At 66.7% G+C, this 14,537-nt stretch carries 17 protein-coding genes; 6 read left to right on the top strand and 11 right to left on the bottom strand.

Annotated elements, in window-relative coordinates; genetic code table 11:
• A complete protein-coding gene (gene ntrC / locus F3I16_RS03770; RefSeq protein ID WP_160492391.1) occupies positions 1-1,434 on the top strand; it encodes a nitrogen regulation protein NR(I) in 1,434 nt (477 codons plus the stop codon).
• Between the two features lie 436 nt (positions 1,435-1,870).
• Here the strand turns inward: ntrC and F3I16_RS03765 are convergent, their stop codons facing one another.
• Positions 1,871-2,452, bottom strand: coding sequence for a hypothetical protein (locus F3I16_RS03765; RefSeq protein WP_160492390.1), 582 nt, complete (start codon positions 2,450-2,452; stop codon positions 1,871-1,873).
• A 93-nt stretch (positions 2,453-2,545) separates the two neighbouring features.
• On the opposite strand from F3I16_RS03765, the gene trmL reads away from it, so the two are divergent.
• Positions 2,546-3,007 carry a tRNA (uridine(34)/cytosine(34)/5-carboxymethylaminomethyluridine(34)-2'-O)-methyltransferase TrmL gene (gene trmL, locus F3I16_RS03760; RefSeq protein WP_160492389.1) on the top strand — a complete coding sequence of 154 codons (462 nt, stop codon included), beginning with the start codon at positions 2,546-2,548 and terminating at the stop codon, positions 3,005-3,007.
• Positions 3,008-3,129: 122 nt separating this feature from the next.
• Here trmL and secB read toward each other — a convergent pair whose 3' ends face one another.
• From secB to F3I16_RS03745, 3 genes are read right to left on the bottom strand one after another with little or no spacing between them, the layout of a single operon-like run.
• Positions 3,130-3,615, bottom strand: coding sequence for a protein-export chaperone SecB (gene secB, locus F3I16_RS03755; protein ID WP_160080171.1), 486 nt, complete (start codon positions 3,613-3,615; stop codon positions 3,130-3,132).
• Between the two features lie 35 nt (positions 3,616-3,650).
• Positions 3,651-3,905: a glutaredoxin 3 gene (grxC, locus tag F3I16_RS03750; RefSeq protein WP_160080169.1), complete on the bottom strand. Its 255-nt coding sequence runs from the start codon at positions 3,903-3,905 to the stop codon at positions 3,651-3,653.
• Between the two features lies 1 nt (position 3,906).
• The gene (locus F3I16_RS03745; protein ID WP_160492388.1) at positions 3,907-4,320 is read right to left on the bottom strand and encodes a rhodanese-like domain-containing protein; all 414 of its coding nucleotides are present in this window, start codon (positions 4,318-4,320) and stop codon (positions 3,907-3,909) included.
• A gap of 141 nt (positions 4,321-4,461) precedes the next feature.
• Here F3I16_RS03745 and gpmI point away from each other — a divergent pair, with 141 nt between their 5' ends.
• The 3 genes from gpmI to F3I16_RS03730 all read left to right on the top strand — a co-directional run bounded on the left by gpmI (position 4,462) and on the right by F3I16_RS03730 (position 8,696).
• A complete protein-coding gene (gpmI, locus tag F3I16_RS03740) occupies positions 4,462-5,997 on the top strand; it encodes a 2,3-bisphosphoglycerate-independent phosphoglycerate mutase (RefSeq protein WP_160492387.1) in 1,536 nt (511 codons plus the stop codon).
• 108 nt (positions 5,998-6,105) lie between these two features.
• A complete protein-coding gene (locus tag F3I16_RS03735) occupies positions 6,106-7,347 on the top strand; it encodes a murein hydrolase activator EnvC (protein ID WP_160492386.1) in 1,242 nt (413 codons plus the stop codon).
• Between the two features lie 41 nt (positions 7,348-7,388).
• Positions 7,389-8,696, top strand: coding sequence for a S41 family peptidase (locus F3I16_RS03730; protein WP_160492385.1), 1,308 nt, complete (start codon positions 7,389-7,391; stop codon positions 8,694-8,696).
• A 191-nt stretch (positions 8,697-8,887) separates the two neighbouring features.
• Here F3I16_RS03730 and F3I16_RS03725 read toward each other — a convergent pair whose 3' ends face one another.
• From F3I16_RS03725 to hisB, 7 genes are all read right to left on the bottom strand, one after another.
• Positions 8,888-9,646 (bottom strand): ABC transporter substrate-binding protein, encoded by a 759-nt coding sequence (locus F3I16_RS03725; RefSeq protein ID WP_160492909.1) that lies wholly within the window; start codon positions 9,644-9,646, stop codon positions 8,888-8,890.
• A 164-nt stretch (positions 9,647-9,810) separates the two neighbouring features.
• Positions 9,811-10,566, bottom strand: coding sequence for an ABC transporter substrate-binding protein (locus F3I16_RS03720; protein WP_160492384.1), 756 nt, complete (start codon positions 10,564-10,566; stop codon positions 9,811-9,813).
• A 273-nt stretch (positions 10,567-10,839) separates the two neighbouring features.
• Positions 10,840-11,610: an imidazole glycerol phosphate synthase subunit HisF gene (gene hisF / locus F3I16_RS03715; RefSeq protein ID WP_160492383.1), complete on the bottom strand. Its 771-nt coding sequence runs from the start codon at positions 11,608-11,610 to the stop codon at positions 10,840-10,842.
• Positions 11,611-11,702: 92 nt separating this feature from the next.
• On the bottom strand, positions 11,703-12,440 hold the full coding sequence (gene hisA / locus F3I16_RS03710; protein WP_160492382.1) for a 1-(5-phosphoribosyl)-5-[(5-phosphoribosylamino)methylideneamino]imidazole-4-carboxamide isomerase: 738 nt from the start codon (positions 12,438-12,440) through the stop codon (positions 11,703-11,705).
• Positions 12,441-12,478: 38 nt separating this feature from the next.
• Positions 12,479-12,736 (bottom strand): DUF2164 domain-containing protein, encoded by a 258-nt coding sequence (locus tag F3I16_RS03705; protein WP_160492381.1) that lies wholly within the window; start codon positions 12,734-12,736, stop codon positions 12,479-12,481.
• Positions 12,736-13,374: an imidazole glycerol phosphate synthase subunit HisH gene (hisH, locus tag F3I16_RS03700; protein WP_160492380.1), complete on the bottom strand. Its 639-nt coding sequence runs from the start codon at positions 13,372-13,374 to the stop codon at positions 12,736-12,738. Before hisH ends, F3I16_RS03705 begins: the two co-directional genes overlap by 1 nt.
• The gene (gene hisB / locus F3I16_RS03695; protein ID WP_160080151.1) at positions 13,375-13,968 is read right to left on the bottom strand and encodes an imidazoleglycerol-phosphate dehydratase HisB; all 594 of its coding nucleotides are present in this window, start codon (positions 13,966-13,968) and stop codon (positions 13,375-13,377) included.
• A gap of 165 nt (positions 13,969-14,133) precedes the next feature.
• Here hisB and F3I16_RS03690 point away from each other — a divergent pair, with 165 nt between their 5' ends.
• Positions 14,134-14,532 (top strand): acetyl-CoA sensor PanZ family protein, encoded by a 399-nt coding sequence (locus F3I16_RS03690; protein WP_160492379.1) that lies wholly within the window; start codon positions 14,134-14,136, stop codon positions 14,530-14,532.
• Positions 14,533-14,537: the final 5 nt, after the last annotated feature.

The raw sequence follows: 14,537 nt of genomic DNA, 5'->3' as shown, positions 1-14,537 counted from the left end.
ATGAGCCGCAGTGAAACCGTCTGGATTGTCGATGACGACCGTTCCATCCGCTGGGTGCTGGAGAAGGCCCTGCAGCAGGAAGGCATGACCACCCAGAGTTTCGACAGCGCCGACGGCGTGCTCAGCCGTCTCGCCCGCCAGCAGCCGGACGTGATCATCTCCGACATCCGCATGCCGGGCGCCAGCGGCCTGGAATTGCTGGCGCGCATTCGCGACCTGCACCCGCGCCTGCCGGTGATCATCATGACCGCGCACTCCGACCTGGACAGCGCCGTGGCCTCCTACCAGGGCGGCGCCTTCGAGTACCTGCCCAAGCCGTTCGACGTCGACGAGGCGGTGTCCCTGGTCAAGCGCGCCAACCAGCACGCCCAGGAGCAGCAGGGCCTGGCCGTACCGATCGAGCAGGCCGCCACCCCGGAAATCATCGGCGAAGCGCCGGCCATGCAGGAGGTGTTCCGCGCGATTGGCCGTTTGAGTCACTCCAATATCACCGTGCTGATCAACGGCGAGTCGGGCACCGGCAAGGAACTGGTCGCCCACGCCCTGCACCGCCACAGCCCGCGCGCCGCCTCGCCGTTCATCGCGCTGAACATGGCGGCGATTCCCAAGGACCTGATGGAATCCGAGCTGTTCGGCCACGAGAAAGGCGCCTTCACCGGCGCGGCCAACCAGCGCCGCGGCCGCTTCGAGCAGGCCGACGGCGGCACCCTGTTCCTCGACGAGATCGGCGACATGCCGGCCGATACGCAAACGCGGTTGCTGCGCGTACTGGCCGACGGCGAGTTCTACCGGGTCGGCGGGCATACCCCGGTCAAGGTCGACGTGCGCATCATCGCCGCCACCCACCAGAACCTGGAAACCCTGGTGCAGGCCGGCAAGTTCCGCGAAGACCTGTTCCACCGCCTCAACGTGATCCGCATCCACATCCCGCGCCTGTCGGATCGCCGCGAGGACATCCCCACCCTGGCCCGCCACTTCCTCGCCCGCGCCGCCCAGGAGCTGGCCGTGGAGCCCAAGCTGCTGAAGAACGAGACCGAGGACTACCTCAAGCACCTGCCCTGGCCGGGCAACGTGCGTCAGCTGGAGAACACCTGCCGCTGGATCACCGTGATGGCTTCCGGGCGCGAAGTGCACGTCGACGACCTGCCGCCGGAGCTGCTCACCCAGCCCCAGGAAAGCGCCCCGGCGACCAACTGGGAACAGGCCCTGCGCCAGTGGGCCGACCAGTCCCTGGCCCGCGGCCAGTCGAGCCTGCTCGATAGCGCCGTGCCGGCGTTCGAACGGATCATGATCGAGACCGCGCTCAAGCACACCGCCGGCCGCCGCCGCGATGCCGCCGTGCTGCTGGGCTGGGGGCGCAACACCCTGACCCGCAAGATCAAGGAACTGGGCATGAAGGTCGACGGCGGCGATGACGACGACGGCGACGAATAAGCCGCACGCTCGGTAGCACCCTGAAAACGGGCCCGATCGGGCCCGTTTTTCATGGGCGCCACACAATGCCGATCTGGCGGAGCTTCGCGGCTAAAGCCGCTCCTACGGGCTTCGCCTGGGGCGACCACGAGACCTGCCGCAGGAGCCGCTTCAGCCCAATCGGGCCAGTGCGCCAGAGCAATGCACTCGCCTCGCCCCGGTGCACAGCCGCGGTTCACTCGCGGCCCCGCCAGCGCCCGCAGCGAACCGCCGGGAAGCGCTGCAACCCAGTATTCACAAGGCCTGCGGCCGTCGTAATAAAACTGGCACACAGCCTGCATAGACTCTAGCAATCCCAGTTTCGGGGACCTTGGTACAGGCAGGCCGGGGATTCCCCTCTTTTACCAGCCCAACACAAAGGCCACCCTCGCGGGTGGCCTTTGTGCTTTCCGGCGCCTCACTTGGCCGGCGGCGCCAGCGGCACCTCGATCCGCAGCAGCCAGTGCTCGCCGGCCGCCTCCAGGCGCTCGCGCACCTCGAGGCGCTCGCCCAGGCCGACCAGCAGCACCTGCACATCCGCGCCACGGTTCTCGACCCGCCAGGACAGGCTGCGCCCGTGCGCCTGGACGCGGCCGCGCTGCGCCGCGCCGGCCAGCTGCGCGCCCGGCAGGCGCAGGCTCACCGCGCCGCTTTCCTCGCTGCGCCGGTAAGGCAACGGGCGATCCAGCAGGATCTGCAGCACCAGGCCGCGGCCGTCATGCTGCGGCCGCACCTCGAGGACCCGCGCGGCGACCACGGCCTGCACGGTTGGCCTGACGCTGGCCAGGTTGGGCACGCCCTTGACCACACGGCCGATCATCAGCCCCACCAGCAGGCCCATGAGGATCACCGCGGCCAGCCAGAGCGAGCCGCGACGCAGGCGCTCGACGTGCGCCTGGCGCGCGGCCGCGGCCTCCTCCAGCGCCTGGGCCTGCAGCTGCCGGCGCTGTTCGGCGGACAGCTCGTGCGCCTCGGTCTTCTCTCGCGTAACGTCCTCCAACTGCGCCCCCTTGCAAGTCTGCCGCCCCCGCGCTCAACGGCACGCGGTGGCACACTGTAGAATGTCGGCCTCCGCCCTGCCCGAGCCCGCCCCATGTTCCATGTCGTTCTGTTCCAGCCCGAGATCCCGCCGAACACCGGCAACATCATCCGCCTGTGCGCCAACACCGGCTGCCAGCTACACCTGATCGAGCCCCTGGGTTTTGAACTGGACGACAAGCGCCTGCGCCGCGCCGGTCTGGATTATCACGAATACGCGACCTTGAAGCGCCACCAATCCTTGAGCGACTGCATCGCAGAGACCCAGTGCGACAGGGTATTGGCATTCACCACAAAAGCCAGCCACAGCTACGCGCAAATGCAGTTCCGCCGCGGCGACCTGCTGCTGTTCGGCCCGGAAAGCCGCGGCCTGCCCAGCGAGATCCTCGAACAGATCCCCGACCAGCAGCGCCTGCGCATGCCGATGCGCCCGGAGTGCCGCAGCCTCAACCTGTCCAATGCGGTGGCCGTGGTGGTCTACGAGGCCTGGCGGCAGAACGATTTCGCCATGCAGTAGGAGTGCGCTCTGCTCGCGAACCCAGGCCAGGCAAAAGCTTCGCGAGCAGAGCTCGCTCCTATCAGGTAAATCCAGGCAGAAAAAAAGCGCCCCGCGGGGCGCTTTTTTCATCACCGCCAGCCTCAGGCCTGGGCGGTCGCCTCGCCGGCGGACTGCATGCGCTGCAGTTCCTGGGCGTAGAGGGCGTCGAAGTTCACCGGGGCCAGCATCAGCGCCGGGAAGGAACCACGCACCACCAGGCTGTCCAGGGTCTCGCGGGCGTAGGGGAACAGCAGGTTCGGGCAGAAGGCGCCGAGGGTGTGGCTCATGGACGCGGCGTCCAGGCCCTTGATCAGGAAGATCCCGGCCTGCTGCACTTCGGCGATGAAGGCGGTCTCTTCGCCGGTCTTCACGGTCACCGAGAGGGTCAGCACCACTTCGTGGAAGTCGCCGTCCAGGGTCTTCTGGCGGGTGTTCAGGTCCAGCGCGACGCTCGGCGCCCACTCCTGGCGGAAGATCTCCGGGCTCTTCGGCGCTTCGAAGGACAGGTCCTTCACATAGATGCGCTGCAGGGAGAACTGAGGCCCTTGCTCGGCTTGGGCGGCACCGTTGTTTGCTTGTTCAGTCATGACGAAGTCTTCTTATTACGGGTTTCTGAAAGGGTTCAGGCCTGCAGCAGCGCATCCAGCTTGCCGGCGCGCTCCAGGGCATAAAGGTCGTCGCAGCCACCGACATGGGTGCTGCCGATCCAGATCTGCGGTACCGAGGTGCGCCCGGCCTTGCGCGTCATCTCGGCGCGCGCTTCGGGCTTGCCGTCGACGCTGATGTCGTGGAAGGCCACACCCTTGCTGCTCAGCAGTTGCTTGGCGCGGACGCAGTAGGGGCACCAGGCGCTGGAGTAAACCACAATCTCGGGCATGTCACTTGACCACGGGCAAGTTGTCGCCACGCCAGGTGGCGATGCCGCCGCCCAGTTTGGCCGCGGTGAAGCCGGCCTTCTGCAGATCGCGGGCAACGCTGCCGGCGTGCTGGCCCATGGCATCGACCACGATGATGGTCTTGGCCTTGTGCTTGTCCAGTTCGGCCATGCGGCCAGCGAGCTTGTCGAAGGGGATGTTCAGGGCGCCGACGATGTGGCCGCTGGCGAAATCCTTGTTGTTGCGCACGTCCAGCACCAGGCCCTGCTCGCCGTTGACCAGGCTGGTCAGCTCACGGCTGGACAGGCTCTTGCCGCCCTTGCGCAGCTCGGTGACGATCAGCAGCACCAGCAGGAAGGCGAAGCATGCGGTCAGTACATAGTGGTTAGTGGCAAATTCAATCAGGTGGGCCAACATCGCGGAGTTCCAGGGCGTTAAAATGCCGGCCAGTATACACAGCCACACTGGTCGGCCAAGCCCCGCCCGGCGGTGACGGCGCGGGCCGTTGACCGTAGAATGTGCGACCTTTTTCGACCCATGCACAGCGAGCCAGCTTTTATGAGCGCCACGCCCAAACCCCTGGTCCTGATCATCCTCGACGGCTTCGGCCACAGCGACAATCCCGAGTACAACGCCATCCACGCGGCCCACACGCCGGTCTACGACCGCCTGCGCGCCACCCAACCGCATGGCCTGATCTCCGGCTCGGGCATGGATGTCGGCCTGCCGGACGGGCAGATGGGCAACTCCGAGGTCGGCCACATGAACCTCGGCGCCGGCCGCGTGGTGTACCAGGACTTCACCCGGGTGACCAAAGCGATCCGCGACGGCGAGTTCTTCGACAATGCCGCCATCACCGGCGCCGTGGACAAGGCAGTAAGCGCCGGCAAGGCCGTGCATATCCTCGGCCTGCTCTCCGATGGCGGCGTGCACAGCCACCAGGACCACCTGGTGGCCATGGCCGAACTGGCCGCCCGCCGCGGCGCCGAGAAGATCTACCTGCACGCCTTCCTCGACGGCCGCGACACCCCGCCGAAGAGCGCCCAGCCGTCCATCGAGCTGCTCGACGCCACTTTCGCCAAGCTGGGCAAGGGCCGCATCGCCAGCCTCACCGGGCGCTACTTCGCCATGGACCGCGACAACCGCTGGGACCGCGTCGAGCAGGCCTACCACCTGATCGTCGAAGGCCGCGGCCAGTTCAACGCCGCCAGCGCCGTGCAAGGCCTGGCCGCCGCCTACGAGCGCGGCGAGAGCGACGAATTCGTCAAGGCCACCACCATCGGCACCCCGGTGAAAGTCGAAGACGGCGATGCCGTGGTGTTCATGAACTTCCGCGCCGACCGCGCCCGCGAGCTGACCCGCGCCTTCGTCGAGCCCGACTTCAAGGAGTTCGAGCGCACCCGCGTGCCGCAACTGGCCGGCTTCGTCATGCTCACCCAGTACGCGGCGAGCATCCCGGCGCCCAGCGCCTATGCGCCTGCACCGCTGACCAACGTGCTCGGCGAATACCTGGCGAAAAATGGCAAGACCCAGCTGCGCATCGCCGAGACCGAGAAGTACGCCCACGTCACCTTCTTCTTCTCCGGCGGCCGCGAAGAGCCGTTCGCCGGCGAGGAGCGCATCCTGATTCCGTCGCCCAACGTCGCCACCTACGACCTGCAGCCGCAGATGAGCGCCCCGGAAGTCACCGACCGCATCGTCGACGCCATCGAGAACCAGCGGTATGACGTGATCATCGTCAACTACGCCAACGGCGACATGGTCGGCCACACCGGCGTGTTCTCTGCCGCCGTGGCCGCGGTGGAATGCCTGGACAGCTGCGTCGGGCGCATCGTCGCCGCGCTGGACAAGGTCGGTGGCGAAGCGCTGATCACCGCCGACCACGGCAACGTCGAGCAGATGGAAGACGAGTGCACCGGCCAGGCGCACACCGCGCACACCTGCGAGCCGGTGCCGTTCATCTATGTCGGCAAGCGCCCGGCGACCATCCGTGAAGGCGGCGTGCTGGCCGACGTGGCGCCGACCCTGCTGACCCTGATGGGGATGCCGATCCCGGCGGAAATGACCGGTACCAGCATCATCAGCCTGAAATAAAGCGCCCTGCGTCGCGAAACGCCTGCCGGCTCTCGTCGGCGGGCGTTTTTTTTGCGCGGCGCGACGGGCATACTAGGCCGACTCCCCGCTCCAGGTGCTGCACAGCCCATGTTTCGCGCCCTCGCCCTGATAGTCCTGACCAGCCTGCTCGTCCCGGCCGCCTTCGCCGACGAGAAAGCCGACGCCCAGAAACAGCTGGAAGCCGCGCGCGCCGATGTCGCCGAGCTGAAGAAGCTGCTCGAACAGCTGCAGAAAGAAAAATCCGGCGTGCAGAAGGACCTCAAGCGTACCGAAAGCGAGATGGGTCAGCTGGAGAAGCAGGTCAAGGGCCTGCAGCAGGAGATGAACAAGAGCGAGCAGGAGTTGCAGCGCCTCGACCAGGAGAAAAAAAAACTCCAGCAATCGCGCCTTGAACAGCAACGCCTGATCGGCATCCAGGCCCGTGCGGCCTACCAGGGCGGCCAGCAGGAGCCGCTGCGCCTGCTGCTCAACCAGCAGCAGCCGGAAAAGTTCTCGCGCACCCTCACCTACTACGACTACCTCGGCCAGGCGCGCCTGGAGCAGCTGGCCGCGTTCAACGAAACCCTGCGCCAGTTGGCCAACATCGAAAGCGACATCGCCAGCCAGCAGGCCCAGCTGGGCGAGCAGAAAAGCGCCCTGGACAGCCGCCGCGAGCAGCTCGCCGAAGCGCGCAAGGAGCGCCAGCAGGCCCTGGCCAAGCTGAACAAGCAGTACAGCGCCGGCGACCACAAGCTCAAGGCACGCCAGCAGGAACAGGCCGAACTGACCCGCGTGCTCAAGACCATCGAGGCAACCCTCGCCCGCCAGGCCCGCGAGGCGGCAGAAGCACAGCGCCTGGCCCTGCTCGAACAGCAGCAGGCACGCCAGCCGAACAGCCAGCCGCTGGCCCTCGGCCCGGCGGTGAGCAACAGCGGCGCCAGCTATGGCGGCCCCTTCGCCAAGGCCAAGGGCAAGCTGCCGTGGCCGGTCAACGGCCGGGTGGTGGCGCGCTACGGCACGCCGCGCGGCGGCGATGCCCGCACCAAGTGGGATGGCGTGCTGATCGGTGCCAGCGCCGGCAGCCAGGTGCATGCCGTGCATGGCGGGCGGGTGGTGTTCGCCGACTGGTTGCGCGGCGCCGGGCTTCTGGTCATCCTCGATCACGGCAACGGCTACCTGAGCCTGTACGGCCACAACCAGAGCCTGCTCAAGGAAGCCGGCGACATCGTCAAGGCCGGCGAATCGATCGCCACCGTCGGCACCAGCGGCGGGCAGGACACGCCCGCCCTGTATTTCGCCATTCGCCAGCAGGGTCGCCCGAGCGATCCCGCACAGTGGTGCCGCGGCTGACCGCCCGAGAGCGCCGCCCGCAATTATTCCTGGGAGTTCACATGTCGCATTTCCACCGCCTCACCCCTCTCGCCCTGGCCCTCGGCCTGCTGGCGGGCAGCCCTGCCCTGCAGGCCGCGCCCGAGCCGGTGGCGGCCCCGGTGGAAAACGCCAAGGCGCCCTTGCCGCTGGATGAACTGCGCACCTTCGCCGAGGTGATGGACCGCATCAAGTCGGCCTATGTCGAGCCGGTGGACGACAAGACCCTGCTGGAAAACGCCATCAAGGGCATGCTCAGCAACCTCGACCCGCACTCCGCCTACCTGGAGCCGGAAGCCTTCGCCGAACTGCAGGAAAGCACCAGCGGCGAATTCGGCGGCCTGGGCATCGAAGTCGGCGTGGAAGACAGCTTCCTCAAGGTGGTCACGCCGATCGACGACACCCCGGCCTCGCGCGCCGGCATCCAGCCCGGCGACCTGATCTTCAAGATCGACGGCCAGCCGACCAAGGGCCTGTCGCTGATGGAAGCGGTGGACAAGATGCGCGGCAAGGCCGGCAGCAAGATCGTTCTGACCCTGGTGCGCGAAGGCGGCCAGCCGTTCGATGTGGAGCTGACCCGCGCGGTGATCAAGGTCAAGAGCGTGAAGAGCCAGCTGCTCGAAGACGGCTACGGCCTGCTGCGCATCACCCAGTTCCAGATCAACACCGGCGAGGAAGTCGGCAAGGCCCTGGCCAAGCTGCGCAAGGACAACGGCGGCAAGCTGCGCGGCCTGGTCCTCGACCTGCGCAACAACCCCGGCGGCGTGCTGCAGGCGGCGGTGGAGGTCACCGACCACTTCCTCAAGAAGGGCCTGATCGTCTACACCGAGGGCCGGATCGCCAACTCCGAGCTGCGCTTCAACGCCGACCCGGCCGACGCCAGCGAAGGCGTGCCGCTGGTGGTGCTGATCAACGGCGGCAGCGCCTCGGCCTCGGAGATCGTCGCCGGCGCCCTGCAGGATCACAAGCGCGGCGTGCTGATGGGCACCGACAGCTTCGGCAAAGGCTCGGTGCAGACCGTGCTGCCGCTGAACAACGACCGTGCCCTGAAGCTCACCACCGCCCTCTACTACACGCCCAAAGGTCGCTCGATCCAGGCCCAGGGCATAGTCCCGGACATCGAGGTGGCGCGCGCCAAGCTGACCCGCGAGCAGGACAACGAGAGCATCAAGGAAGCCGACCTGCAGGGCCACCTGGGCAACGGCAACGGCGGCGCGGACAAGCCCAGCAGCAAGAAGAGCGAGAAGCCGGCACGCCCGCAGGACGACGACTACCAGCTGAGCCAGGCGCTCAACCTGCTGAAGGGACTGAGCGTGACCCGCGGCGACTGACGCCCTCGGATCTCTTGATCGTCGGCCATGCTGCGTTGAAATGGCGCTCGGACTGCTCATTTACAGCTCGTAAACTCCGCGTCCTCGCCCAATTTCGCCTTGCCTGGCTCTAGCTCAAAAGACCCTAAACAGGCTCTGCGCCGCAGCCACAAAAAACCCGGGCAAGCCCGGGTTTTTCCTGTCCGCCAGAATTACTCCACGTAGCTCTGGAAGATCTTGTCCACCGTGCCATCGGCGCGCATCTGGTCGAGGGCCTTCTGCAGACGCTCGACCACCTCGTCCGGGGTTTCCGGATTGAGGGCCAGGTACAGCTCGGCACTGTCGAAGCGCAGCACGGTCTTCAGCCCGCTGACGCCCTCCAGCTTGGCCAGGTAACGGCCGGCGGGGTCGCCGGTGGCCCACAGGTCGATCTGCCCGTTCATCAGCTTGGCCACGTTCTCCTGGTCGCGCAGCGAGCTGAGCGGCTCCAGGCCCTGTTTGCGCAGGTGCTCGTCGATGGCGTCGCCCTTGTAGGCGCCGATGCGGTACTGCCTGGCCTGTTCCAGGCTGAGCAGGCTGATCGGGCTGTCGGCCTTGACCAGCATCACCCAGTCGTCCGGGCCGATCGGGCCGACCCATTTGAACAGCTTTTCCCGCTCCGGCAGCTTGGCCGCCACGAACACGCCATGGCCGGGCAGTTCCAGGGCCATCTTGTAGATGCGCGCCCAGGGGAAACGCAGCGTCATGTGGTACTGGATGCCGGCCTTCTTGAACATCTCGCCGACCACCTTCACGGCGATGCCGTCGAGATTTTCCTCGCGGGCGTAATTCTTGCCGTTGGTCGCCATGTTGTAGGGCGGGAAGTTCTCGGTCAGCAGCACGACCGTGTAGTCGGCCGGCACTTCGGCACGGGCCAGGGCGGAAAACAGCAGGCCCAGGCCCAGCACCGCCATCGTCAGACGCTTCAACAACATATCCATTTCCTTGACAGTCAAAAGAGGCGGGCGGCGCACCAGCGGCCCTCCAGCACCTCGGCAGGCGTGAGCGCAGGCCGCCGCCGGGGCGGCGCAGGTTAGCATGATGTTCACCCCGCACCAGTGCGGACAGTCACGCCAGCGGCCGGCGGCGCGACGACTCAGAGGTAGTTGTTGGTGAGCTGCTCGACGACGCCTTCGCTGCGCAGCTCGTCGAGGGCCTTCTGCAGGCGCTCGACCACTTCGTCCGGGGTCTCCTTGTTCAGCGCCAGGTACAGCTCGGCGCTGTTGAAGCGCAGCACCACCTGCAGCCCGCTGACCCCTTCCTGGCGCGCCAGATAGCGGCCGACCGGATCGGTGGTCGCCCACAGGTCGATCTGCCCGCCCATCAGCTTGGCCACGTTCTCCTGGTCGCGCAGCGAGTTGATCGGCTTGAGCTTCTGGCTTTCCAGGTGCTGGCTGACCGCATCGTTCTTGTAGGCGCCGATCTTGTAGCGGGCCGCCTCCTTCAGGCTGGCCACCTTGATGTCGCTGCCCGGCGGCGCCAGCAGCACCCACTCGCTCTTGGCCAGCGGGCCGACCCACTTGAACAGCGGCTTGCGCTCCTCGGTGTAGGTGGTGGAGAACAGGCCGTAGTTGGCCTTGTCCAGGGTCAGGCGGTAGATGCGGTCCCAGGGGAAACGCAGGCTCAGGCTGTAGTTGATCCCGGCACGCTTGAACACTTCACGCGTCAGGTCGGCGCTGATGCCATCGATATTGTCGTCGCGGGCAAAGTTCTTCTCGTCCACCGACATGTTGAACGGCGGGAAGTTCTCGGTCAGCAGGATGACCTTGTAGTCCGGGTCCAGCTCGGCGTGTGCGCCACCGGCCAGCAGCAGACCGACAAGCAGCAGGGCTTTTTGCAGGGATTTCAGCATGCAGTACAGCTCCAGAGTTAGGGAGGAAGATTGGCGCAGCCTGACAGTGGACAGCCGGCGAGCAGCCATAGTCACCTTGTGACCTGCGAGTTTTAACCCACTGCGACAGAACGCGATAGCGCCACGCCGCATGCAACTGCAGCAGATCGATCGACGGCCCGCCTGGCGGCCGCGCGCCACGCCAAGGCAGGCAAGAAGCGAACCAGACGGGGCAATCGGCGCCATGAAAAACGCCCGCGGGCAGCGGGCGTCGGGTCGAGCGCGGCAGGCGGCTCAGCGCACCACGATACCGCGGCTGGCCAGGTAGGCCTTGGCCTCCGGCACGCTGTACTCGCCGAAGTGGAAGATGCTCGCCGCCAGCACCGCATCGGCCTTGCCTTCGAGGATGCCGGCGGCCAGGTGTTCGAGGTTGCCGACGCCACCGGAAGCGATCACCGGGATGCCCACGGTCTCGCTGATGGCGCGGGTCACGCCGAGGTCGTAGCCGCTCTTCACGCCGTCCTGATCCATGCTGGTCAGGAGGATTTCGCCGGCGCCGAGTTCTTCCATCCTCGAAGCCCACAGCACGGCATCCAGGCCGGTCGGCTTGCGCCCGCCGTGGGTGAAGATTTCCCAGCGCGGGGTTTCGCCCGGCAGCGAGACCTTCTTGGCGTCGATGGCGACCACGATGCACTGCGAACCGAAACGCTGTGCGGCCTCGCCGACGAACTCCGGGTTGAACACCGCGGCGGTGTTGATCGAGACCTTGTCTGCACCGGCATTGAGCAGGTTGCGGATGTCCTGCACGGTGCGCACGCCGCCACCCACCGTCAGCGGGATGAACACCTGGCTGGCCATGCGTTCCACCGTGTGCAGGGTGGTGTCGCGGCCGTCGACGCTGGCGGTGATGTCGAGGAAGGTGATCTCGTCGGCACCCTGCTCGTCGTAGCGGCGGGCGATCTCCACCGGGTCGCCGGCGTCGCGGATGTTCTCGAACTTGACGCCCTTGACCACGCGGCCGTTGTCCACGTCGAGGCAGGGGATGATGCGTTTGGCCAGTGCCATGGCGACTTCTCTCGTAGGGTGCGCCGTGCGCACCGGTAACCCGTCAGCGGTGCGCGCGGCCTAGGTGGCCCCGCGCGCCCTACCCCAACTCTTTAGCCCTTGAAGCTGTCGCAGAAGGCTTGCGCCTCGGCCACATCCAGGGTGCCTTCGTAGATCGCCCGGCCGGTGATGGCGCCGATGATGCCCGGCGCACGGGCCAGCAGCAGCTTCTCGATATCGCCGAGGTTGTGGATGCCGCCGGAGGCGATCACCGGGATCTTGCTGGCCGCGGCCAGGGCCGCGGTGGCCTCGACGTTGCAGCCCTGCATCATGCCGTCTTTGGCAATGTCGGTATAAACGATGGCGGACACGCCGTCGGCCTCGAAGCGCCTGGCCAGGTCGGTGGCCTGCACGCTGGACACCTCGGCCCAGCCGTCGGTGGCGACGAAGCCGTCCTTGGCGTCCAGCCCGACTATGACCTTGCCCGGGAAGGCCTTGCACGCCTCGGCGACGAATTCCGGCTGTTTGACCGCCTTGGTACCGATGATCACGTAGCTGACCCCGGCCTTGACGTAGTGCTCGATGGTTTCCAGCGAGCGGATGCCGCCGCCGATCTGGATCGGCAGGTGCGGGTAGCGCTTGGCGATGGCGGTGACCACCTCGCCATTGACCGGCTGGCCTTCGAAGGCACCGTTGAGGTCGACCAGGTGCAGGCGGCGGCAACCGCCCTCGACCCACTTGGCGGCCATGCTCACCGGGTCGTCGGAAAACACCGTGGAGTCTTCCATGCGGCCCTGGCGCAGACGCACGCAGGCGCCGTCCTTGAGATCGATAGCGGGGATAATCAGCATCGGTTGAACCTGCTCAAGTCTTTAGAATCGGTGAAAGGTCAGCTCTTCTCGAGCGCCCACAAGTCGCTTTCGATACTGGCGAAGCGGTCGGACAGCACCGCCTGCACATCGGCAATCGCCTTGTTGTAGTAGTGCGGGGCAATGTCGCGGCTGAACAGATCCAGCACTTCCTGCACCTCGAACGAGCCCAGCTGCAGCTCGAAGCGCTCCTCGAGGAAGCGCTTGAGGCTGTGCCGCGCGGCCTGTTCCTGGGCAGCGTCCAGAGCCAGGAGCGGCGCCTTCTTGCCCCGGCTCATTACCAGCGGCCATCCCAGCCGACGAAGTTCTGCAGCAGCTGCAGGCCGTGGGTGTGGCTCTTCTCCGGGTGGAACTGCACGGCGAACTTCGAGCCTTCGGCCAGCGCCGCGGCGAAGTCCTTGCCGTAGTGACCGCGGCCGACCACCTGGGCCGGGTTGCCGGCCTCGATGTAGTAGCTGTGCACGAAGTAGAAGCGGCCCTTGTCGGGGATCTCGTGCCACAGCGGGTGCTCGACCACCTGCTCGACCTCGTTCCAGCCCATGTGCGGCACCTTCAGGTGCTCGCCATCCTCGTGCAGGTCCTTGCCGAAGAAGCGCACCTGGCCGGGGAACAGGCCGATGCAGTCGACCCCGCCGTTCTCCTCGCTGCGTTCCAGCAATGCCTGCATGCCGACGCAGATGCCGAGGAACGGGCGGTCGGCGCTGACCTCGCGCACCAGCTCGTCGAAGCCAAGGCGCTTGATCTCGGCCATGCAGTCGCGGATCGCGCCGACGCCGGGGAACACCACCCGGTCGGCCTCGCGGATCACCTGGGCGTCGCTGGTCACCAGCACCTTGCCGGCGCCGACGTGCTCCAGGGCCTTGGCCACCGAGTGCAGGTTGCCCATGCCGTAATCAATCACAGCTACCGTCTGCACTTACAGGCACCCTTTGGTCGACGGCATCTGCCCGGCCATGCGCGGGTCCAGCTCGACGGCCATGCGCAGGGCGCGGCCGAAGGCCTTGAACACCGTCTCGATCTGGTGGTGGGTGTTGGTCCCGCGCAGGTTGTCGATATGCAGCGATACCAGTGCATGATTGACGAAGCCCTGGAAGAACTCCTGGAACAGGTCGACGTCGAAGCCGCCGACCACCGCGCGGGTGAACGGCACGTGCATCTGCAGGCCCGGACGGCCGGAGAAGTCGATCACCACGCGCGACAGCGCCTCGTCCAGCGGCACATAGGAATGGCCGTAGCGGGTCATGCCCTTCTTGTCGCCGAGGGCCTTGGCGAAGGCCTGGCCGAGGGTGATGCCGACGTCTTCCACGGTGTGGTGGTCGTCGATATGCAGATCGCCCTTGCACTGGATGTCCAGGTCGATCAGCCCGTGGCGGGCGATCTGATCGAGCATGTGCTCGAGGAACGGCACGCCAATATCGAACTTGGCCTTGCCGGTGCCATCCAGGTTGATCGAGACCTTGATCTGGGTCTCCAGGGTGTTGCGCTCGACGGATGCCGTACGTTCGGCCATCACCAGCTCCCGAAAATGCTTGCGGAAAAGGCGGCCATTATAGGCGGCGCGGGGCTTGGGCGGCTACCGCAACGGCCCAAAGGCGGTTGCGCATGTTGGCCCTGGCTGTTTTCGCCTGGGCTATCGGCGCCTTACACTGCGCCACCCGCCAGCGAGGAAGCCGCGATGCCCGTGTTTGTCGAGATCGTCACCCGTCCATCGACCCAGGACCACATCGACCTGACCAAGGTCTACGCCGACGCCCCGGACTGGCTGCTGGCGCCCTACGCCAGCGCCGATGCACTGATCGCCGGCGGTATCGGCGAGGGCCGGCTGATCGCCGGACGCTTCAACGACCGCCTGCTCGGCGCCGCCCTGCTGAGCCGCGACGCCGACTGCTGGCGCCTGTCGCACCTGTGCGTGCGCAAGGTCACGCGCAAGCGCGGCGTGGCCCGGCGCCTCCTCGACGAAGCCCAGCGCATGGCCCGCGAGGCCGGCCAGCCGCTGCGCCTGGCCGCGCCGAAAGACCATCTGGAAAGCCAGGCCCTGGCCGCCCGCAGCGGCCTGCCGCTGGACAGCCTGTAACCGGC

The organism is Pseudomonas sp. L-22-4S-12, assembly GCF_009799935.1.
Classification (GTDB): Bacteria; Pseudomonadota; Gammaproteobacteria; order Pseudomonadales; family Pseudomonadaceae; genus Aquipseudomonas.
Note: the sequence above shows the minus strand (reverse complement) of the source record. Positions and strands in the feature narration are given on the sequence as shown.